We start from the raw sequence: 20,515 nt of genomic DNA, 5'->3' as shown, positions 1-20,515 counted from the left end.
CTCCAGCTTCGCCCACTGCGCATTCGTCAGATCGTGCCTCCCCACGAAGTGGATCTTGACACATCAAGATCCACTTCTGAAACGCACCCTAGGACGCGCAGCGGAACTGTGTCCCCTTGGCGCAGGCGCAGAAATCCTGGCTCGATGCTGATCCGCATCAGGCGTACGTCGTGTATGGGAGCGCTGGGCTGGCCGTCGAAAAGAGTTGAGCCACCCCAGACAGGCCGGAGAGGACCGCCGACGTGGTCGCGGACCCAGGCGGGTCCGACCTGCTCACGTGACCGTGAAGAGCGCCACTCGACATAATGGCCCACCTGGTACGTCACGCGGGTCGGTACGACGCGCTGACTGGCAACCCCGGCTTCCAGCACTTCCAGCCGCACCCCTGAGACCTCGAGAAGTTGCTGCCCGAGGGCGTCGCCATAGAGGGGGACATCGACCTCCACCACTCGGTGCCATGTTGAGCGTCGCGGGTCGCGCACGAGCCACACGGTGTGCGCTGGCCCCTGGCGGGAACCATCGACCAGATGGACACGGTGCTCGCCGGGGGAGACTGCTGAGACGTCGATCACCAGGGTCCCGGGCCGGAAACTGCGCGTGGTCAAAGGTACGGTCTCGTCTAGCCAAGCCCGGACCTGGGATCCGGCTTGGTCGACCCACAGAGTGAGGTCTCCTTGGTCGTACTGGTACCCGCGGACCGTCGGGGCACGATCGGTGTCGCGATCAAGCAAGTCCAGCAAGGAACTGGCGTGGGCGAGGAGCCGGAGGCACTCCCGACGAGACACGCAAGGCAGACTGGGTCGATCTTTGTGGGAACGGTCTCCTTTGAACAACCCGATGGCGCCAGCGAATAGCTGGATCATGCGTTCCATGTCGCCGTCGCGGTCGGAGATGCGGATCGGGTTCGTCTTCTCTTTGAAGGCGGACTTGATGAGCACGTCTCCGATCGCGGAGTTGCCTGACCTTTGCTGAACCTCGTTCTCCACTCGCCGGAAGGCGGCGAAGATTGCCTCGTCGTACAGGTCTGCCCGCAGGGGCGCCTGGCACGAGTCCACGATCTCCTCGCGCAACAAGGTGAGAAGGACGTCAAGGCTGTAGTCCTGGGACGGTGCCGACCGGACCTCGGCGGCTCCCGTAATTGCCTCACGTGAGTCCGTGACACTGGGGGAGCTGGTGAGATCGTGCATCAGGGAAGATGCCGCTACTGCCCGCTCGTGCTCCACCGTCTCGGTGTACTGCAGCAGGCCCTCTACCCCGTTCACGTGCCGGTAGGGCCGCAAACGCGGCCGATCCACGGTCAGTTGCCACAGCCAGGGCTTCTCTGCTTGCCAGCCACTGCTTGTCCAGAAGCCCGGGAGTAGGTCCGCGAGAATCCTGACGCGTGCCACTGCGCCCTGCGCTGCCTGCACGTCCGCTGCAACGTCCGTGACGCTGGCATCCGGAGACGTTACAGAGGCGGCAGGCACGGTGTTGTCTGATGCTGTGGGCGCAGCGGTTGCGCTTTGCCCGTTCAGGCTGTCCGGCTCATCGATACGGAGGCCTTCGCTCGCAGCAAAGGCCTGACTGCTCGCGACGAGCGGGGCCTCAGCCGGGCTGGCGTCATTGAGTTCGAGGTCTACAGTCCAGGCCATGAACCGGGCCAGCAACTGGAGGTCCTCTGTACCGTCGGCGCATGCGGCTACTCCTCGGAGGGTCAGCCGGACCGCGTCATTGCTGGAGAAGCCGTGCGCCTGCCAAGGACGGAACAGGTAGGAGTCAGGGATGGCGAGAAGCGCAGCCTGGGCGTCCTCGATGCCCATCTCTCTGTCCGCCCAGAGGTCCACGGCAGTGAAGGTGGGCCAGTCGCCACGCTGTTTCATCAGGTCGTACACCGCTTGAAGAAGCTCCCGCGTACCGGCATCAACGCCTGCTTCGTCAGTCACACGATGATTTTCCGCCACCGCGGGCGTCCCGGTGCCGATTTTCGCGCGACGGTGAAGCTGGCGTTCGCCACGCTGCCATCCGGGGGCTGCGTCTGTGACCGTCAACTGCACCCATGCCAGGACCTATTGTGTTGTGAGGTTGTGGTTGAGGATCTTGGCGGCTTTGCTGATTGAGCCGGGCATGAGGTGGCGGTAGATCTTGTAGGTGACCTCGATGGTTTTGTGTCCCATCCATTCCGCGACGTCGGTGATGGGGATGCCGTGGTTGAGGCAGTTCGAGGCGAAGAAGTGCCGGAAGCTGTAGACGACCATGCCCTCGGGGATGTCCGGCTGCCCGGCTTTCTTGATCCTCTTCCACTGGTTGGCGATGTGGTAGTGCGGGAAGGTGCGGGACGGGTCGCCCGGGTGGCGCAGCAGGTATCCGTCGACGGTGCCGTGTTTGGCCGCGTACCACTCGATCGTCCGCCTGGTGCGGGCGGGCAGGGGCACGTCTCGGTATTCGTCGGGCCGGCGGTGCTTGAGCCGGTCGTACTGGCAGGTGGTGCGGTTGACCTGTTCGGTGATGCGGTAGACGTCGTCGGCGACGATGTTGTTGAGGTTGACAGCGAAGGCCTCACCGTTGCGCATGCCGCAGCCGCTCATCAGGTCGGTGACAAGCGTGAAGCTGTCGTCGCCTGCGGAACGTATCTGCTGCAGCTGGGCGGGCGAGGGGATCACCACGCGCTTGGGGTCGTACTGCGGTGCCTTGATGCCGGCCACCGGGTTGTCGTCGAACAGCCCCAGCCGGTGCGCGTCCAGCAGGATCGCCTTGAGCTTGTCGAACGCGTTGGACTGCGCCGCCAGGCCCACCCCGTTGCGCTCCATCGTCTGGATGAAGCCCTCGACGACCTTGTGGTCGAAGGTCTCCATCCTCCGGCTGCCCAGCTGCGGCAGCAGATGGATGTCCAGCAGCGAGTCCAGATGCGCCACCGACGCCGGCCCGAGATCCCGCTGGGCGGCCTTCCACTCTGCCGCGTACTGCCCGAACCGCATCGCCCCATACTTCGCGACCCGCTCCGCCTTCACCTGACTACGCGGAGCCGTCTTCTTCGCGTTGTAGATATCCAGCAAACGCTCGGTGGCCTCGTCCTGCGTCGCGAACCCCGACTCCTCCCTCTGATCCCCACCCGCCGTGCGGTAACGGATCTTGTAAAGGTGAGGACACTTCGACCACCGCGACCGCGGATGCTCACACTCCTTGAAAAACGAACCCATCCCACGCTTCAACACAACCGAAGCCATGACTTGCTGACCCCACACGACCGATGCTGACGGTTTGCTGACCGTCAGGGCTCCGGATCGCCGCTGACCTGCGAATACGTGTGCACAGCCAGCTATGTCCTGGTACTGCTTCGGCAGGCGCAGCACCTGGTCGACCTGCTTGGCGAGCTTCTCCTCGTAGAGCTTGAGCTTCTCCTGCGGGGTGTCGCCCGGCCACTCGTAGGGGAAGCCGCGGTGGATGTCCGTCATGTAGACGTACACGTCACCGTCGGTGGCGTCGGCCAGTGGCCTGACCACGTCCAGCGCGTCGGCGCCCGGGTGTTGCGGGCCGTCCTGCGCCTTGGTGGAGACGGTGCGCAGGCCCATGCCCTCGATGAGGTTGCCGGTGGGGACGTCCGGTCCGTACACGCCGTAGAGGGTGCCGGAGGCGCCGCCGTGGAAGGCGCCGGTGTCCGAGGCGAGGTCGACGCTGAGGGCTCCCTCGCGGACCACGGTGACGGTCGCCCGCACGACCTGCCCGCCGGCGGTTCCGGCCACGGTGAAGGTGCCCGTCCCGGCGTACTTATCGGGCGGTACGGCCTCCCAGACGACGGGCGTGTCGCGGTCGTAGCCGTCGGAGAAGGTCGCGCGGACGGCGACGGGCAGGGACGGGGCGGTCCCGGTCGTCGTCCGGACGTCGAACGACGTCCGCGAGAGCTGGTCCAGGGTGGGCACCGTCTCGACCGTACCGGCCACCTGTTCGGCGGTGAGCGCCGCGTGCCACACCGTGAAGTCGTCGATCACGCCCTTGAGCAGCGGATCCTGGTAGAAGGACTTGCCGATGTAACCGGCCGCCGTGGCCGAACCGTCCAGCAGGTCCGCGGCCTTGACGGTGGTCGCGGCGGAGGAGACCGCCACGCCGTCGAGGTAGGTGGTGAGCCGGTGGGCGGCGGTGTCGAGGGTGACCGTCACCGTTCGCCAGCCGTCGGCGGGCAGCGGCGCGTAGCCGGAGACCTGTGCCTCCGCGCCTGAGCCGCCGGTGGTCACGGCGGTGCGCAGCACCCCGCCGTTGGACGGCGTCGTGAACAGGTACCTGCCGGTGTCGGTGCCCAGGTCGAAGATCCGTTGCCAGGCCGACGTGTCGTCACCCCACCGCACGCGGGCCGAGACCGTCAGGTCGGTCGCGTCGCCGAGCACTTCGCGGGGGAGGCGGACGTACGCGCCGTCGGAGGTGGGCGCGCCGCCGGGCAGGGACAGCGCCCTGCCGACGCCGTCCGAACCCGCGACGGACCGGGCCGTGGAGCCGTTCACCAGGGTCGCGGTCAGGCCGTTGCCGGAGCTGTCCGTGATCTTTCCGGTGGCGAGGTCGTCCTGGTCGAAGGTGTAGTGGGCGGCGGGCCGGGGCGTCCCGGCGGCCTGGGCGGGGACCGCCGGTGCGGCCAGCAGGCCCGCTCCGAGAGCCAGTGCCATGGCGGCCGGGGCCCGGCGCCGAGGTGATCTGTCAGCGGGTGGCATGGATTGCGTCCTCAATCCTCGTATCGGCGTAACAGCGTGCGTCGAGATGTCGAACCGGTTCGATCGTCGGCTGTGCAGGACGCGCCTCGTCGAACCGGTTCGGGGAAGCTAGCAGCGTGGATCCTGCCCATCAATCCCCCCGGCCGGAAGGAATATGCGCCTTCCGCCGGATCCGAAAGTTTCGCCGGAGGTGTTGACAGGCGATGTGGGCGTTCCTACCTTCACATCACGCGAACCGGTTCGATGAACGTCGGTCGAGCCGGCCTGGCCTGTCGGGCCCGTCGAGCAGCCGACCAGTCGAGCAAGGAGTCGTCCGTGAACATCGGTGAGATCGCCCGCCGGGCCGGTGTCTCGCGGAGCACCGTGTCGTACGCGCTGAGCGGCAAGCGCCCCGTCTCGGACGACACCCGGAGGAAGATCCAGCAGGTCATCGACGAGCTGGGCTACCGCCCGAACGCCAGCGCCCGTGCCCTCGCCAACGGTCGGACCAGCACCATCGGCCTGGTCTTCCCGCCGGCCGGCAACCACTACACCGGAATGCAGCTGGACTTCATCGGCAGTGTGGTGGAGGCCGCCGCGGCCCACGACTACGACGTGCTGCTCTCACCGAGCGGTGTGGACAGCGACCGCTCGTTCCAGCGGCTGCTGGGGGAGCGGCGCGTCGACGGCGCGATCCTGATGGAGATCAGGCTGGCGGACGACCGGGTCGACCACCTGGCCGAGCTGGGCTTCCCCGCCGTCGCCATCGGCCGTACCGCCCACCCGGAAGGCGGCTGGTGGGTCGGGCTCGACCACACCGCCCTCGCGGCGGCCTGCGTCCACCACCTGGCGGATCTCGGCCATCGCCGCATCGCCTTCGTCAACCGGCCCGAGCAACTCCTGCGGGCCGGATACGAGTCCGCGCACCGCGGCCTGGACGGCTTCACCAAAGCCGCCGCCGAGCGCGGGCTGACCGTGCGGACGTACAGCTGCGGGGACGACGCGGCGTCCGGCCAGGCCTGCCTGGAACAGATCCTGCACGACGAGCCGGCCACCACCGGTCTCGTCACGCTGAACGAGGCCGCGCTGGGCGGTCTCTACCGGGGGCTCGCCCAGGCGGGCCGCCACGTGCCACGCGACTTCTCCGTCACCGGGGTCGTCGCCGCCCGCTGGGCCGAGACGGTGACACCGCGGCTCACCGCCGCCGACGTACCGGCGGAGGAACTGGGCCGACGCGCCGTCGACCTGCTGGTGGAGCGCCTCGACCACCCCGACGCACCGCCCCGGCACCACCTCCTCGTACCGCCGATCTCCCTGCGGGCCAGCACCGGGCCGCACACGGCTTCCTGACCGCCGCCGCCACCGCCACCGCCACCGCCACCGTCTCCACCGACACCGACACCGACACCGACACCGACACCGACACCGGCACCGACACGCACAACGTCACCGTCTCCGCCGGGCAGACCCGCGCCGCCGTTCCCTCGCCGCTCGCCCACCGGCGCCGTTCGGCGTGCCCGTTCGCTTCCCACCACCCCGTGCCACGGCACCCGCATGCCCAGAACAGAGGGACTTCCGCCATGAACAGCTCGTCCAGACACCGCCGGTCGACCGCCGCCGCGCTCACCGTGCTGGCCGTCACCGTCACCGCCACGGCCTGCTCCTCCGGCTCCGGCAGCACCGACACCAAGGGCGCCGGCACCGGTACGTACACCATCTGGGACCCCTACCCACAGTTCGACAAGACGTCGGACTGGGCCAAGCTGCTCGACCGGTGCGGCACCAAGGCCGGCGTCAAGGTCAAGCGCACCGGCTTCGACACCAGCGACCTGGGCAACAAGACGCTCCTCGCCGCCCAGCAGGGCAACTCGCCGGACGTCCTCATCGTGGACAACCCGGTGGTGTCGACGCTGGCCGAGGCCGGCGTGCTCACCACGACCGACGAGAACAAGCTGGACACCTCGAAGACCGACCCCAACCTGCTCGCGGCCGGCCAGTCCGGCGGCAAGACCTACGGCACGCCGATCGGCGCCAACACCCTGGCCCTCTACTACAACAAGGACGTCCTGAAGAAGGCCGGCGTGGACGTCGCCTCGGTCAAGGACTGGAACACGCTCACGGCGGCGCTGGCCAAGGTCAAGAAGGCCGGCAAGAAGGGCATCACCTTCTCGGCGATCGGCACCGAGGAGGGCAGCTTCCAGTTCCTGCCGTGGTTCTGGGGCGCCGGTGCCAAGCTGACCCAACTCGACTCCGCCCAGGGCGTGTCGGCGCTCACCCTGTGGAAGGACTGGCTGAAGAACGGCTACGCCCCCAACTCGGTCCTCAACAACACGCAGACCACCAGCTGGCAGGAGTTCGCCACCGGCGACTACGCGTTCAGCGAGAACGGCACCTGGCAGCTGGCCAACGCCAAGAAGGCCGGCTTCGCCTACGGCGTACTGCCCGTCCCCGCCGCGGACGGAGGCAACGCCGCGGCCCCGACCGGCGGCGAGTTCGTGACCATCCCGGTCCAGAAGGACACCGCCCGCTACGCCACGTCCCAGCAGCTGGCCACCTGCCTGACCAGCACCGCCAACCTCTACACCACCGACACCACCCTGTCCTACGTGGCCCCGACCGGCGAGGTCCAGGACAAGCAGGTGGCCGCGAACGCCGAACTCAAGCCGTGGGTCGAGGCGGTCAGGTCGGCCAAGGGCCGCACCAGTGACGACCTCGGCACCAAGTACCCCAAGATCTCCGAACAGCTCTGGAAGGCCGTCCAGTCCGCCCTGAGCGGGTCCACGTCGCCCAAGGACGCGCTGACGTCCGCGCAGGCCGCGGCCAAGTGACGTGAGCCCCATGAAGCAGACCACGCATCCGCCGGACCACGGTCCCGCACCCGTCCGGGACGCGACGGCGCCGGCCGCCGCCGCGCCCCCGGCCCGCGGCGGCAGGCGCCCCCGGCCCACCTCGACCCAGTGGGCCGCCTGGGGGTTCCTCGCCCCGGTGACCGTCTATCTCGCCCTCTTCTACGCCTATCCGCTCTACCGCAACCTCGACCTGAGCCTGCGCGACTACACCGTCCGCTCGTTCGTCCAGGGCGACGCGCCGTTCACGGGCCTGGCGAACTACCGCACCGTCTTCGACAACCCGACCTTCACCCCGGCCCTGCTGCACACCGTCCTCTTCACCGCCGTGTGCCTGGTCTTCCAGTACGCCATCGGGCTCGCCCTCGCCGTCTTCTTCAACCAGAACTTCCCTCTGTCCGCGACCCTGCGCGCCCTGTTCCTCGTACCGTGGCTGCTGCCGCTGATCGTGTCGGCCTCCACCTGGTCGTGGATGCTCAACAGCGACTCCGGGATCGTGAACGCCGCCCTGCACGCCGTCGGCATCGCGCCGGTGAACTGGCTGACCTCGCCGTCCTGGTCGCTGACCTCGGTGATCATCGCGAACATCTGGATCGGCGTCCCGTTCAACCTGGTCGTGCTCCACAGCGGCCTCCAGTCCATCCCGGCCGGCCTGTACGAGGCCGCCGCGCTGGACGGAGCGGGAGCCTGGCGCCGGTTCTGGTCCATCACCTTCCCGCTGCTGCGCCCGGTGTCCGCGATCACCCTGCTGCTGGGGCTGGTCTACACGCTCAAGGTCTTCGACATCATCTGGATCATGACGAAGGGCGGCCCGGCCGACTCCTCCACCACCTTCGCCACCTGGTCCTACCAGCTCGGCTTCGGCAACCTGCTGCCCGCCTTCGGCCCGGGCGCGGCCGTCGGCAACCTGCTCGTGGTCGCCGCGCTGGTCTTCGGCCTGGTCTACGTCCGCGTACAGAGGAAGCAGGCGCTGTCATGACCGGCATCCGCGGGCGCACCCGGCTGAAGACCACGATCGGCGTCGCGCTGACCGGGATCATGCTGTTCCCGGTCTACTGGATGCTCAACGTCTCCCTCACCCGTGACCAGGACATGCGCAAGAGCCCACCGGACCTGCTGCCGCTGCACGGCACCCTGGCCGGCTACCGCACCGTCCTGGACGAGCAGTTGCCCTACCTCGGCACCAGCCTCGTCATCGGCCTGGGCACCGTGGCGCTGACCGTCGCCCTGGCCGCACCCGCCGGCTACGCGCTGGCCAAACTGCGCCCCCGCGGCGGCGGCGTCATGAGCTTCGTCCTGCTGGCCGCGCAGATGATCCCCGGCATCATCATGGCGATGGGGTTCTACGCCGTCTACCTCCAGCTCGGCCTGCTCCAGTCCGTCCCCGGCCTGATCGTCGCCGACTCCACGCTGGCCGTGCCGTTCGCGGTGCTGATCTTCACGGCGTTCATGTCCGGCATCCCCGGCGAACTCCTCCAGGCCGCGCAGGTGGACGGGGCGACTCCGCTGCGCACCTTCTGGTCCGTCGTGCTGCCGATGAGCCGCAACGCCGTCGTCACGGTGTCCCTGTTCGCCTTCCTGTGGTCCTGGTCGGACTTCGTCTTCGCCAGCACCCTGGTCAACGGCGGCGCCCATGAGCCGATCACCCTCGGCATCTACCACTACATCGGCAACAACAACCAGCAGTGGAACGCCATCATGGCCACCGCCGTCGTGGCCTCGCTGCCGGCCGCCGTGATCCTCGTCCTCGCCCAGCGGTACGTCGCCGCCGGTGTGACCGCCGGCGCCGTCAAGGACTGAGCACCGCAACTCGCCGACACCGGTCCGCCGCCGCCCCCTGCTTCCAGAAACGAGTCACGCCACCATGACCGCCGCCCCGCCCGGCCCGGCCTTCTCCGTCCACGACATCCCGTTCAGCACCTACGGATCCTGGTTCGACATCTCGCCCGTGGTGGCGGAGAACACGTACGCCGAGGACCTCCACCTCGTGTCCCACCAGAACGGCATGCACGGCGTCCTGCGCCTGGTCCCCCTCGGCACGCCGGCGAGGGGTGACCGCGCCGAGACCCGCGTCGAGGCGACACCGGGCCTGCTCAGCTGGCTCGGCGAGAGCGGGCACGTCGACCTCTCCTACGAGTCGCCGGACACCGTACGCCTGCGGGGCAGCGGCCTGGGCATCGCGGTCCTCGCCGCAGCGCGGACCCTGACCCCGTTCAGCGGAACGTACTTCTTCCACGACCCGGCGGCCGCCGGGCACGTCTTCACGTCGTACGAGACCGGGCGCCGCTACCGCGTCACCGTGCTGTCCGGCACCCTCACCGAGGTGACCGGGGCGCAGGCCCTGGGCGGCGCCGACCGCGGAGTCGCCGTGACCGCGGACGCGGACGGGACCTGGGAGATCGCGATCGACGAACTCGACACCGCGCGCCCGCCGTACGTGCCCGCGGAGACCTTCGCCGACGTGGTGGAATCCGCGCGGCGTGCGTTCGCGGACTTCGCCGACGCCGTCGCCCCCTGGCGTTCGCCCGCCACACCGGCCGCCGAACTCGCCGCCTACGTCCTCTGGTCGGCGACCGTACGGCCGGCGGGCCTGGTCACCCGGCCCGCCGTGCTGATGTCCAAGCACTGGATGGACAAGGTCTGGAGCTGGGACCACTGCTTCAACGCCCTGGCTCTCGCCCCGGGTTGCCCCGAGCTCGCCCTGGACCAGTTCGCCCTGCCCTTCGACCACCAGGACGCCGCCGGCGCCCTGCCCGACTCGGTCACCCACTCCGAGGTCCTGTACAACTTCGTCAAGCCGCCCATCCACGGCTGGGCCTTCGGCCGTCTGCGCCGCCTCCTGCCGACACCGCTCGACCAGGACCAACTAGCGGAGGTTTACACCCGGTTGGAGCGCTGGACCGCCTTCTGGCGCACCGCGCGCCGGGTCCCCGGCGCCGAACTGCCCCACTACCAGCACGGCAACGACAGCGGCTGGGACAACGCCACCACCTTCGACCCCGAGCGCGTCGTCGTCACCGCCGACCTTGCCGCCTTCCTCGTGCTCCAGCTGCGCGAACTCGCCGCTCTCGCCGAGGAACTGGGCCGCAGGGACGCGGCGCGCCACTGGACGGCCGTGGCCGAGGAGACCCAGGCCGCACTGCTCGACCAGCTCTGGACCGGGAAGCGGTTCGTCGCCCGGGGAGTCGCCAGTGGGGACACCTGGAGCAGCGCGAGCCTCCTCGACCTGATGCCCGTCGCGCTGGGCGAGCACCTGCCCGGCGTGGTCAGCAGCGCGCTGGCCGAGCACATCCAGGCCCACCTCACGCCGTACGGCCTGGCCACCGAACTGCCCACCTCACCGCACTACCTCGCCGACGGCTACTGGCGCGGTCCGATCTGGGCCCCCGCCACCGTGCTCGTCGAGGACGGTCTGCGCCGCGCCGGCCATCAACGGCTCGCCGACGACATCAGCGCCCGCTTCCGCACCCTGTGCGAGACCCACGGCTTCGCCGAGAACTTCGACGCCGTCACCGGCACCGGTCTGCGCGACCGTGCCTACACCTGGACGGCCGGCAGCTATCTCCTGCTCGCGGCGGCACACGTCCAGCGAGACGGCCACTGACCGGCCTTCTCCCGCACCCCCTTAGGGCCCGGCCCCCTGCTTTCCTTCCCCCAGGAGCCGCACCATGCAACCGTTCACGGCACTTCCCGCGGCCACGGCCCGCAGCAGACGCCGGGCGGCCTCGTCCGTCGCCGTCCTCATGGCCGCCCTGGCCTCGACCCTGATGCCCGCCGCTCCGTCCCGGGCAGCGGACACCAGCGTCACCGTCGACTTCGCCACCGCCGGCGGCGCACCCACCTACCACGCCTCCGGCATGATCTACGGCATGACGCCGGACGGCTCACTCCCGCAGGACCACTTCTTCAAGGACATCAAGTGGCACTTCATGCGGGCCGGCGGCGCACAGCTCAACAGCGGCGGCTACGCCACCAGCCTCGCCGACTACCAGACCCGCTGGAACGCGACGCTGGCGCAGTACAAGCGGACCGTCGCCCTCGGCGGCACCTTCGTGCTGCTGCCGCACGACCTGTGGGGCGCCGACAGCACCACCACCCAGGGCTGGCCCGGCGACAACGGCGACTGGACACAGTTCGACGCCTTCGTCAATCAGCTCATCGGCGACGTCAAGGCCAACAACATGACGGTCGAGTGGGACCTGTGGAACGAACCCGACAACAAGCCGTTCTGGGGCGCGTCGGAGACCCAGTACCTCCAGATGTGGTCGCGGTTCTACGCCAAGGTGCGCGCCGCGTTCCCCCGCCAGCTGATCGTCGGCCCCAGCATCGCCGGCCAGCCGAACTCCACCAACACGTGGTGGACCACCTACCTGAACCACGTCAAGGCCGACAACGTCGCCCCGGACATCTACAGCTGGCACGACGAACCCGGTGACCCCGCCACCGACGCCGGCCGGGCCAACTCCACCCTCACCGCGGCCGGGTTGACGAACACCCGCCCGTACCAGGTGAACGAGTACGCCACCCTGTCCCTGCAGACCCCGGGCGGTGGCGCCTGGTTCATCGGACGTCTGGAGCGCGCCGGCGCCGACGGCCTGCGCGGCAACTGGGCCTCGGGCACCGCCCTGCACGACGACGAGGCCAACCTGCTCACCAAGAACAGCTCCGGGCAGTACCTGCCACGGGGCGAGTGGTTCATGTACCGCTACTACGGCTCCCAGACGGGCAACATCGTCAACTACCTCCCCGGCAGCGGCACGGACGGCCTGGCCACCAAGGACAACACCGCCAGGAACGCCAAGATCCTGCTCGGCAGCAACGGCAACACCGGCAACGTCACCGTGCACCTGACCGGTCTGAACACCACCTCGGTGGTGGAGAACGGCCAGGTCCGGGCCGTCGTCCAGCGCATACCGTGGAACAGCGGCGCCGCCGTCACCGGACCCACCACCATCGCCGACACCACCCTGAGCGTCAGCAACAACGCCGCTTCCCTGACCGTCCCGTACGCCACCGCACAGGACGGCTACACCGTCACCCTGCTCCCGCCGTCCGACACCACCGTCTCCACCGTCGCCGTCAGCGAGAACAGCGGGCAGTGCCTGGACGACACCAACCTGAGCACCGCCGACGGCACCCAGTACCAGCAGTACTCCTGCGAAGGCGGCTACCAGCAGATGCTCGACCTCCAACCGGTCAGCGGCAGGGCCAACACCTACACCGTGGTCAACGAGCTCAGCGGCAAGTGCCTCGACGTCGCCGGCGCCTCCACCGCCGACGGCGCGGCCGTCCAGCAGTGGAGCTGCACCGGCGGCACCAACCAGCAGTTCACCCTCGACCCGGTCACCGCGCTCGGCAACAGCCAGGACTACCAGCTCGTCGCCGTCCACAGCGGCAAGTGCGTCGACGTCAGCAACGTCTCCACCACGGCCGGTGCGCTGATCCACCAGTGGACCTGTGACGCGGCGAGCGCGTTGCGCACGAAGAAGAACCAGATCTGGCGGCTCGCCGGCAAGAACTGACCGACCTGCCCGTGCGGGCCGCCTTCACGGCGAGGCGGCCAGGTGCGGGGAGCGCAGGACGAGCAGCGTGATCTCGCTGGGGGCGAAGACCCGGAACGGCGGCCCCCAGAAGCCGGTGCCGCGGCTGGTGTAGAGGAGGGTGCGGGTGCCGTGGTGGCTGAGTCCGGCGAGGACCGGCTGGTCGACGCGGACCAGGTGGTGGAAGGGCCAGATCTGCCCGCCGTGGGTGTGGCCGGAGAGCTGGAGATCGACGCCGGCGGCCGCCGCCCGGTCGACGAACTTGGGCTGGTGGGCCAGCAGTAGGACGGGAAGGTCCGGGTCGGCGCCGTCCAGGGCTCCGGCGAGGTGGGCACGGTGCCCCGCAAGGCCCGAGGACTCGGCGGTGACGTCGTCCACGCCCGCGACCACGAGGGTGTCCCCGCCGCGTTCGAGCAGCAGATGGCGGTTGCGCAGCGGCTCCCAGCCCAGCTCGTCCATGAGGTCGACCCAGCCCTGGGCCTCGCTGTAGTACTCGTGGTTGCCGGTGACGTACACCCGGGCCCGGGTGGCCCGCACGGTGCCGAGCGGGAGGGCCTGGGCGCGGCGGCGTTCGGCCGTGCCGTCCGCGATGTCGCCGGTGTGGCAGACCAGGTCGGCCTCCAGCGTGTTCACCGTCTCGCACACCCGCGCCGACCAGCGGGCGCGATCGAGCGGGCCGTAGTGGGTGTCGGTGATGAGGGCGACGCGGAGACCGTCCAGACCGGCACCCAGTCGCGGGACGCGCACGTCGATCCGGCGCACGCGTGGCACACGGCGGGCCTCGATGTACCCCCAGCCGAGCAGTACGGCGGTCACGCCGAGGACGGCCCACGTGACGATCCGGGCCCGGTCCGCACTCGTGCCGACGCCGGCCACGGTCAGGGCGAGCCGCAGGAAGAGGCCGAGCAGAACGGACCAGGTGAACAGGACCCAGCTCGCGCCCAGCAGGGTGTCACCGACGATCGCCGCCCAGTCCTGCTGACGCCGCCCGTGGCCGCGCACCATCGCGAGCGGCATACCGAGAAGACCGAGGGCGAACAGGGCGGTGCCGACCGGCGTGACGGGCAGCGGCCAGTGCTGGCCGGTGTACAGGAGCACCCCGCAGGGCACCCCCCACAACAGGACGGGGGCGATCAGGGGGCGGTAGCGCTTCAGGCGGTGGCGCAGGCTCCGCCGCGGCGCCGGTGCCTCGCCCTCGGCGATCCGGGTGTCGCTCGTGTCGGTCACGTTTCCCCTCCCTGACCAAGCTGCCCTCTCGCGCACTGTATCCGGTCGCAGGCGTTCCTCCGCGAAGCGCGGACCGGCCGACGTCACCCGGTCGACGGTCTTGCACAACTCGGCTGCGTGCCAGCGCAGTTGGTGCACGCGAGGACCCTGGGGCAGCTGATACTCTGCGCTCGCTCCTCCTCATGATCAGGCCCCCGTTCCGAAAGTCGGCCGACACCCATGAACGACACAGCTGCCGAGACGTCGGCGGAGACCTTCCGCCCGGAAGGCCGGCGCCGGCATCGCAGGCCCCGGCCGAGCGGTACGGGCACAGGTCTTCGTCGCGCCCTCGTCCTCGCCGTCGCCGTACCCGTCGCCTCGGCCGCGCTGGCGGGTCCCTCCGCCTTCGCCGCAGGCAAGGCCGGAGCGACGGCCAAGTCCGGCGCCGCGGACGCCGACGACCAGCAGATGGCCGCCAACCTCGAGACCCGTGTGCTCGACCAGCGGCTGGGCTCCGACGTCAGTGGTGTGGTCCTGGACGCCACGTCGGACACCACCGTCTGGGGCCACAACGCGGCCACCGCGCTGATGCCCGCGTCCAACGCCAAGCTCGCCACGTCGACCGCGGCCCTGACCGTGCTCGGCCCGGACCACCGGTTCACCACGAAGGTCGTCTACGGCGGCGGCACCCTCACCCTCGTCGGCGGCGGGGACCGCACCCTGACCACCGCCGACCTCGCCGAGCTCGCGAAGACCGCGGTGGCCGGGCTGAAGGCGGCGGGCCTGACCTCCGTGAAGGTCGCGGTGGACGACAGCCTGTTTCCCGAGCCGACCCTGGCCAACGGCTGGAACGACGGCTACTACCCGGACACCGTCGCCCCGGTCCGGGCCCTCGTGGTCGACGGGCACGGCGTCCAGGACACGTCGATCGACGCCGGTCAGGTCTTCGCCAAGCAGCTCGTCGACGCCGGAGTCACCGTCGACGGCGACGTCACCCGCGCCACCGCGGGGACGCGGGACGTACCGGTGGCCCGGCACCGGTCGGCGCCGCTGTCGGACATCGTGCACACGATGCTCAAGCACAGCGACAACGACATCGCCGAGACCCTGCTGCGGATGACGGCCCTGGGGGCGGGCCGGCCGGCCACCTTCGCGGGCGGCACCGAGGTGGTGCGCCACATCCTGAGCCACACGTACGGAGTGTCCCTCGACCACTTCGAGCTCTACGACGGCAGCGGTCTGTCCCGGGCCGACCGGATCCCGGCCGCGACCCTCGCGCAGATCCTCGAACTGCTGACGGAACCGCGGTACGCGCACACCCTCCGCTCGGTCCTCGACGGCCTGCCCGTCTCCGGGGAGGCCGGCAGCACCCTCGGTCCGGAGTACGGCCGTTTCGACGACCCCCACTCCGAGTGCGCCGTCGGCAAGGTGCACGCCAAGACCGGCACCCTCACCGGCGCCATCGCGCTGAGCGGCCTGACGCTGGGCAAGGACGGGCGATGGAAGGTGTTCTCCTTCGTCGAGAACGGCTCCACGGCCGACCCGAACGCCATCAAGGACGCGATGGACGGCCTGGCCGCAACCGTCAACGGCTGCTGGGCGTAGTGTTTTCGCACCCGGGACGCTGTCATCGTCAAAGGGGGAGGGCCCGGGGTATGCACGGACAGGACTGGATCGAGCGCGCGGCCGAGTTGTACGAGCGTCCGGGGGACGCGTCCGGTGAGGCGGAAGCGCTGTTCTGGGTCGGCTGCCGGCACCAGGTGGTCAAGGGTGACGGTGCCACCGGCAGGCCGTACTTCGAGCGGTCCTACGCGCGGGCGAAATCGGTCGGCGACCGGATGACGATGTCCTGTGCGATCCGTCATCTCGGCTTCGCCGACAAGGACGCGGGCCACTTCGACCTGGCCCGTGAGCGGTTGACCGAATCGGTGACATTGCGCCGGGAGATCGGGTTCAGACCCGGGGAAGCGGCGGGCCTGGTGGCGCTGGCCCACCTCGCGGCCGAGACCGGCGACCCGTCGGCGGCGTACCACCACCTCGACGAGGCGGCGTCGGTCGCTGAGAGCTGCGGTGCCAAGGCGGTCTCGGGGTGGATCGAAGAGGCCCGCGCACACATCCGTTCCCAGGGCCCGTGGGAGAGCGCTGGTCACAGCCGTTCGTTGCGGACTGCGACGCAGCGCGTCGATCAGTGTCCCGGCGGCTTCACGCGGTGGCGACGGCCGTTGCCGTGTGGACGGCCGTGAGGAGCGAGGCACCCGCGATCATCGTCCACTTCCGTGTGGCGACCCCGATGGCGGCGTCGCCCACCTGGGCCGCGGCGGCCGCGGACAGAATGAGTGAACTGGCCGGGCCCGGCCACGCGATCGGTACGAGGGCGGCCGCCACCCCCAACGGCACCCCCCTGGTCGCATACATCCAGCCGTAGAAGCGTTCCCCGGCGCTCGGTGTACCGCTCCCGCTCAGCGCCGCCGGGCGCACCCCTCCCACCGACGCGAAAGCGACGCTCGCGACAGCGGCGACGGCGTTGGCCGCCAACAGGGCGTTCACGAGGCGTAGTCGGTCGAGGGTTCGGTGCCGTACTTCGTCCAGACCGCCGCGACGGAGTCGTGCGACAGCGGCTGCCCGGAGTCGACCATCGCCTTGAGGTCGCGGAAGTACTGCACGTACAGGTCCGGTGTGAAGGTGTTGAGCATGACCGCCGTCTCGTCGCTCACGTTGGCGAAGGTGTGCGGCGCACCGGGCGGGACCATGACCCACGTGCCGGCTTCGGCGTCGTGGTCGTCCTGCCCGACGGTGAAGCGCACCCGGCCGGACAGCACGTAGAAGCCCTCGTCGTGCTGTGCATGACGGTGCTGCGGAGGGCCCGGGGTGTGCGGGGGGATGGTGATCTCACCCATTCCCAGACGGTGCTCGGTATTGCTGCCGTCCTCGAGGATCCGGATCGTCGACGGCCCGCTGGCGATGAGCTCGCCCTCACCGGGCCCGATGATCGACACCCTGGTCATGAAGCCTCCCTGACTGGTGGTCTACCGACGCCAGGACCATATGATCGGTCTCGTCCGCTGTGCAAGTGCACTCTCAAAAAAAGAGTGCACTCTCATAAAGGAGTTCGCGCCGGTATGCTCTCGGTCGGCAGGAAAGGACGATCATGGCCGAGCGGAGTCGCCCGAACGGGCTCAGCAGTCAGATGGAACGCACCAGGTCGGCGATCGTGGCGGCCGCCCGCGAGCTCGCCGACACCGGGGCGGAGATCACGATGCCCCAGGTCGCGGCCGAGGCGCGGGTCTCGGAAGCGACCGCCTATCGCTACTTTCCCGACCTCCTCTCGCTCCTGCGTGTCGCCGTGATGGCGGAGGATCTGGTCGCGGTCCTGCGAGCGGCGACGCGCGGCGACGACCCGGTCGAACGGATCGGTCAGGCCGCGGAGATCCTGGGCCGGGCGGTGCTGCGCAGGCAGGGTGCCGTCCGGGTGATCGTCGCCTCGACCATTGCGAAACCCTCGACGGCCAGGGCTCGTCCCGCCCACCGCTTCGGTCTCATCAGGCACGCCCTCGCCCCGTGGGCCGACAGGTGTGGCTCCGCCGGGCACGCGGACGTGGAGCAACTGGTACGCGGTCTCGCCCTCGTGATCAGTGCCGAGTCGCTGTTCGCCCTGATCGACCTCTGCGACCTGACCCCTGACGACGCGATCGCCAGTATGGTGGCCACCGCACGGCAGATGACCGCGGCAGCGGTCGCGGCCATCCCCCTGACTCCCGCCGCCGACTGAACCGCCGCCGGCATGCGAAGGTGCAGACGTGCGTTGATCTTCCGGGCGGCAGCCATGTGCAGCCGCGGACGGTGCGGGGCGCCTCGTGACGGGGTCGCCCCAGCAGGCACACCCGTCGTCACCACATCCCGGAGATCCACGCCATGACTGCTCAGCAGCCGCTCACCTACGGCGCGTTCGTCGAAAGCGCCGTCGCCGACTCAGCCGTCGTCGGCCTCGTCCTCAAGGGTTCCCAGGCCCATGACGGCATGGTCACCCCGCACTCCGACCATGACCTGTACGTGGTCGTGGCCGATGAGGCCGAGACAGACCTGACCCGGTTCGCGGGTCACCGCAGCGCCGAACTCGACCTCGTCGTCGTCACCCTCGCTGAGTTCCGTGGGGCCGGGACACCCGCGTGGGAACGCTACGCCCTCGCCCGGGCCCGGATCGTACTCGACCGGCTCGACGGGGGCATCGCCCGCATCCTCGCCGACCGGGCCACGCTCGATGCCGACGAGGCCTTCCGGGACTCCGCCGACCGGCTCGACGCCTACGCCAACTCCCTCTACCGCTCCCTGAAGAACCACCGGGACGGCCGGGCTCTGGCCGCCCGCCTCGACGCGGCCGACGGCATGCGCCTCCTGCTCGAGCTGCTGTTCGCCCTCAACCGTCGCCCCCGCCCCTACAACAAGTACCTGGAGTGGGAGCTGGCCCGGTACCCGCTGCCGGGCTGGGACACCGACGCGCTGCTCCGTGCCGTGGACGGAATCTCGGCAACAGGCGACGTGTCCCTGCAACGGCACCTGTTCACCCTCGTCGAGAAAGCGGCCCGCGAGGCAGGACATGACGGGGTCCTGGACGCCTGGGGCGACGACCTGGAGTTCATGCGGCCACAGGAGACAGGCAGAGGAGCCACTCCCTGAGCTCTGCCTCCGCCCGGACGACCGGCAGACCGGTTCACCGGAGGAGGTGAGCCAAGGTCTCTTCTCCCACCGGGTAGACACGTTCACGCGGCAGGAGCTGTTGTGCGGCGTCCAGGTCGCCGCCCCGCACCTGCGCATGGACGGTGCGGGCGAGCGAAGTGATGTCGGTGATGGAGACGATCCACTCATCGGCGTAGAGACGTGCGGCTTCGCCGGCCAGCCCGAGCTGGAGCGACCTGTGGGCGAGCGGCCGAAGGCGCAGGTCGCGTTCGGGGTCCCATTGCACCCGGGCCGGAGCCTGCTTCAAGCGGCGCTTCCACTCGGCACGGTCGGCGTGAAGTCCGTGTTCGTAGTGGGACAGGCAGGCGTTCCGCAGCGCCCACTCGAAGCCCTCACGGGAGATCTCGACGGCGAGGACGGTCTCCTGTCCTTCTTTCGTGCCCCACCCGCAGCGGTACATCATCCACAGGAACGACGGCTTGATCCAGGTCATCCGCTCCCGTCGCCACGTAGCCGGGAAACGGCCGTGCCGGGCGGTCGGCAGGCCTATCTCCGGTGCGTACGCCTGATAGACGGTGATGGTGGAGTCCGTGTGCCGGGCTCGGATCTGGTACTTGGGTTCTGCCACGGGGACCAGAGTGGGTACAACGTTTCGCGCGCGCCATCGAATTACCGGGGTGACACCACCCGGTGGCGGCGGCTCTCACCGCAGGAACGCCGCGGTCGCCGCGACGAACCGGTTCGCGTCGTCGAGCCAGGGGAAGTGCCCGGCTCCGGGTTGGACGGTGAACTCGGCGTTCGGGAACAGCCGCGCGAGCTCGGCCGCCGCGGGCGGAGGGGCGCCCGGATCGACCTGTCCGGCGAGCACCAGCACCGGTGACCCGACATGGGCGAGCGCCGGGCGGGTGGCGTCCGGGTCGAACGCGCCCTCGGCGTTGAAGGCGGCCACGACGTCCGGGTTCAGCTGCTCGTCCTCGGCCGCCTTGTGGGCCTGGGCGGCCTCGTCCCACCGGCCGTAGGAGAACGGCGCGACGGCCCGCCACGAGTCGGCGGAGGCCCGGCCCGCCCCGATCGCTTCCAGGGCCGCGAACGCCGCCGGGAACCACGGCTCGTCCCGGCGCACCCGGACGGTCTCGCGCCGCAGTTCTCCGGTGATCGCGATCCCGACGGCGCGGACGCTCGGTGTGATCAGCGCGATCCTTCCCACGCGTTCCGGAGAGCGGCCGGCGTACTGCACGGCCAGGTTCGCGCCCGCGGAATGGGCGAGCAGGTCCATCCGGTCCAGGCCCAGATGCTCGCGGAACGCCTCCAAGTCTCCGACGAGCCGGTCGCAGCGACAGGAGGTGATGTCCGCAGGCATCGCGGACCGCCCGGTGCCACGAAGGTCCAGCATGATCAACTGCCGGTGCGCGGACAGGCCGCCGAGCTCGCCCAGATAGGCCGACGCCTGTGGTCCGCCCGGTAGGCAGACCAGGGGCAGGCCGTCCCCGACCACCCGGTAGGCGAGCTGGGTTCCGTCGTACGAGGTGAAGGTTTCCATGCCGGACAGCGTGGGGGTGACGACGGGTGGCGGCCTATCGTTCAGCCACGGCTA

The 20,515-nt window shown here is 69.8% G+C and carries 17 protein-coding genes and 1 pseudogene; 10 read left to right on the top strand and 8 right to left on the bottom strand.

Annotated features, from left to right (window positions below; genetic code table 11):
- Positions 1 to 26: 26 nt before the first annotated feature.
- The 3 genes and pseudogenes from AB0958_RS24950 to AB0958_RS24940 all read right to left on the bottom strand — a co-directional run.
- Positions 27 to 1,922, bottom strand: coding sequence for a TIGR02391 family protein (locus tag AB0958_RS24950; protein ID WP_366892685.1), 1,896 nt, complete (start codon positions 1,920 to 1,922; stop codon positions 27 to 29).
- 123 nt (positions 1,923 to 2,045) lie between these two features.
- A complete protein-coding gene (locus AB0958_RS24945) occupies positions 2,046 to 3,299 on the bottom strand; it encodes a site-specific integrase (protein WP_366892689.1) in 1,254 nt (417 codons plus the stop codon).
- A pseudogene (locus tag AB0958_RS24940) lies at positions 3,300 to 4,631 on the bottom strand (LamG-like jellyroll fold domain-containing protein); the annotation flags it as partial.
- Between the two features lie 360 nt (positions 4,632 to 4,991).
- Between AB0958_RS24940 and AB0958_RS24935 the strand changes: the two are divergent.
- From AB0958_RS24935 to AB0958_RS24910, 6 genes are all read left to right on the top strand, one after another.
- A complete protein-coding gene (locus AB0958_RS24935; RefSeq protein ID WP_366892684.1) occupies positions 4,992 to 6,005 on the top strand; it encodes a LacI family DNA-binding transcriptional regulator in 1,014 nt (337 codons plus the stop codon).
- Between the two features lie 230 nt (positions 6,006 to 6,235).
- A complete protein-coding gene (locus tag AB0958_RS24930) occupies positions 6,236 to 7,483 on the top strand; it encodes an extracellular solute-binding protein (RefSeq protein WP_366892683.1) in 1,248 nt (415 codons plus the stop codon).
- A 10-nt stretch (positions 7,484 to 7,493) separates the two neighbouring features.
- Complete coding sequence (locus tag AB0958_RS24925) at positions 7,494 to 8,480, top strand: sugar ABC transporter permease (protein WP_366892682.1); 987 nt, start codon at positions 7,494 to 7,496, stop codon at positions 8,478 to 8,480.
- Positions 8,477 to 9,301 (top strand): carbohydrate ABC transporter permease, encoded by an 825-nt coding sequence (locus AB0958_RS24920; protein ID WP_366892680.1) that lies wholly within the window; start codon positions 8,477 to 8,479, stop codon positions 9,299 to 9,301. The genes AB0958_RS24925 and AB0958_RS24920 overlap by 4 nt, the downstream gene beginning before the upstream one ends.
- 64 nt (positions 9,302 to 9,365) lie before the next feature.
- A complete protein-coding gene (locus tag AB0958_RS24915; protein ID WP_366892679.1) occupies positions 9,366 to 11,105 on the top strand; it encodes a trehalase family glycosidase in 1,740 nt (579 codons plus the stop codon).
- Positions 11,106 to 11,169: 64 nt separating this feature from the next.
- On the top strand, positions 11,170 to 13,023 hold the full coding sequence (locus tag AB0958_RS24910) for an RICIN domain-containing protein (protein ID WP_366892678.1): 1,854 nt from the start codon (positions 11,170 to 11,172) through the stop codon (positions 13,021 to 13,023).
- Positions 13,024 to 13,047: 24 nt separating this feature from the next.
- Here the strand turns inward: AB0958_RS24910 and AB0958_RS24905 are convergent, their stop codons facing one another.
- On the bottom strand, positions 13,048 to 14,268 hold the full coding sequence (locus AB0958_RS24905; protein ID WP_366892677.1) for a metallophosphoesterase: 1,221 nt from the start codon (positions 14,266 to 14,268) through the stop codon (positions 13,048 to 13,050).
- A 219-nt stretch (positions 14,269 to 14,487) separates the two neighbouring features.
- On the opposite strand from AB0958_RS24905, the gene dacB reads away from it, so the two are divergent.
- Both dacB and AB0958_RS24895 read left to right on the top strand, forming a co-directional pair.
- A complete protein-coding gene (dacB, locus tag AB0958_RS24900) occupies positions 14,488 to 15,852 on the top strand; it encodes a D-alanyl-D-alanine carboxypeptidase/D-alanyl-D-alanine-endopeptidase (RefSeq protein ID WP_366892675.1) in 1,365 nt (454 codons plus the stop codon).
- 50 nt (positions 15,853 to 15,902) lie between these two features.
- Entirely contained in the window at positions 15,903 to 16,490 is a 588-nt protein-coding gene (locus AB0958_RS24895) for a tetratricopeptide repeat protein (RefSeq protein WP_366892674.1), read from the top strand.
- Here the strand turns inward: AB0958_RS24895 and AB0958_RS24890 are convergent.
- Together AB0958_RS24890 and AB0958_RS24885 are read right to left on the bottom strand one after the other, a co-directional pair.
- The gene (locus AB0958_RS24890; protein ID WP_366892673.1) at positions 16,450 to 16,794 is read right to left on the bottom strand and encodes a hypothetical protein; all 345 of its coding nucleotides are present in this window, start codon (positions 16,792 to 16,794) and stop codon (positions 16,450 to 16,452) included. The two genes, AB0958_RS24895 and AB0958_RS24890, sit on opposite strands and share 41 nt — an antisense overlap.
- The gene (locus AB0958_RS24885) at positions 16,791 to 17,252 is read right to left on the bottom strand and encodes a cupin domain-containing protein (protein ID WP_366892672.1); all 462 of its coding nucleotides are present in this window, start codon (positions 17,250 to 17,252) and stop codon (positions 16,791 to 16,793) included. Before AB0958_RS24885 ends, AB0958_RS24890 begins: the two co-directional genes overlap by 4 nt.
- A 143-nt stretch (positions 17,253 to 17,395) precedes the next feature.
- Here AB0958_RS24885 and AB0958_RS24880 point away from each other — a divergent pair, with 143 nt between their 5' ends.
- Together AB0958_RS24880 and AB0958_RS24875 are read left to right on the top strand one after the other, a co-directional pair.
- Positions 17,396 to 18,016, top strand: coding sequence for a TetR family transcriptional regulator (locus tag AB0958_RS24880; RefSeq protein ID WP_366892671.1), 621 nt, complete (start codon positions 17,396 to 17,398; stop codon positions 18,014 to 18,016).
- Between the two features lie 143 nt (positions 18,017 to 18,159).
- Entirely contained in the window at positions 18,160 to 18,921 is a 762-nt protein-coding gene (locus AB0958_RS24875) for a hypothetical protein (RefSeq protein WP_366892670.1), read from the top strand.
- A gap of 34 nt (positions 18,922 to 18,955) precedes the next feature.
- On the opposite strand, the gene AB0958_RS24870 is transcribed toward AB0958_RS24875, so the two are convergent.
- Positions 18,956 to 19,549, bottom strand: a complete 594-nt coding sequence (locus tag AB0958_RS24870; protein WP_366892669.1) for a DUF4291 domain-containing protein — start codon at positions 19,547 to 19,549, stop codon at positions 18,956 to 18,958.
- Between the two features lie 75 nt (positions 19,550 to 19,624).
- A complete protein-coding gene (locus AB0958_RS24865) occupies positions 19,625 to 20,461 on the bottom strand; it encodes an alpha/beta hydrolase (RefSeq protein WP_366892668.1) in 837 nt (278 codons plus the stop codon).
- Positions 20,462 to 20,515: the final 54 nt, after the last annotated feature.

The organism is Streptomyces sp. NPDC006655 (genome assembly GCF_040703965.1).
Classification (GTDB): domain Bacteria; phylum Actinomycetota; class Actinomycetes; order Streptomycetales; family Streptomycetaceae; genus Streptomyces.
This window is presented reverse-complemented; position numbering and strand designations above follow the sequence as displayed.

Excerpts from the sequence above, each read along its gene's own strand:
- AB0958_RS24930 (WP_366892683.1), top strand. The coding sequence starts at position 6,236 with ATGAACAGCTCGTCCAGACACCGCCGGTCGACCGCCGCCGCGCTCACC.
- AB0958_RS24925 (WP_366892682.1), top strand. The coding sequence starts at position 7,494 with ATGAAGCAGACCACGCATCCGCCGGACCACGGTCCCGCACCCGTCCGG.
- AB0958_RS24920 (WP_366892680.1), top strand. The coding sequence starts at position 8,477 with ATGACCGGCATCCGCGGGCGCACCCGGCTGAAGACCACGATCGGCGTC.
- AB0958_RS24915 (WP_366892679.1), top strand. The coding sequence starts at position 9,366 with ATGACCGCCGCCCCGCCCGGCCCGGCCTTCTCCGTCCACGACATCCCG.
- AB0958_RS24910 (WP_366892678.1), top strand. The coding sequence starts at position 11,170 with ATGCAACCGTTCACGGCACTTCCCGCGGCCACGGCCCGCAGCAGACGC.
- dacB (WP_366892675.1), top strand. The coding sequence starts at position 14,488 with ATGAACGACACAGCTGCCGAGACGTCGGCGGAGACCTTCCGCCCGGAA.
- AB0958_RS24895 (WP_366892674.1), top strand. The coding sequence starts at position 15,903 with ATGCACGGACAGGACTGGATCGAGCGCGCGGCCGAGTTGTACGAGCGT.
- AB0958_RS24885 (WP_366892672.1), bottom strand. The coding sequence starts at position 17,252 with ATGACCAGGGTGTCGATCATCGGGCCCGGTGAGGGCGAGCTCATCGCC.
- AB0958_RS24880 (WP_366892671.1), top strand. The coding sequence starts at position 17,396 with ATGGCCGAGCGGAGTCGCCCGAACGGGCTCAGCAGTCAGATGGAACGC.
- AB0958_RS24875 (WP_366892670.1), top strand. The coding sequence starts at position 18,160 with ATGACTGCTCAGCAGCCGCTCACCTACGGCGCGTTCGTCGAAAGCGCC.
- AB0958_RS24865 (WP_366892668.1), bottom strand. The coding sequence starts at position 20,461 with ATGGAAACCTTCACCTCGTACGACGGAACCCAGCTCGCCTACCGGGTG.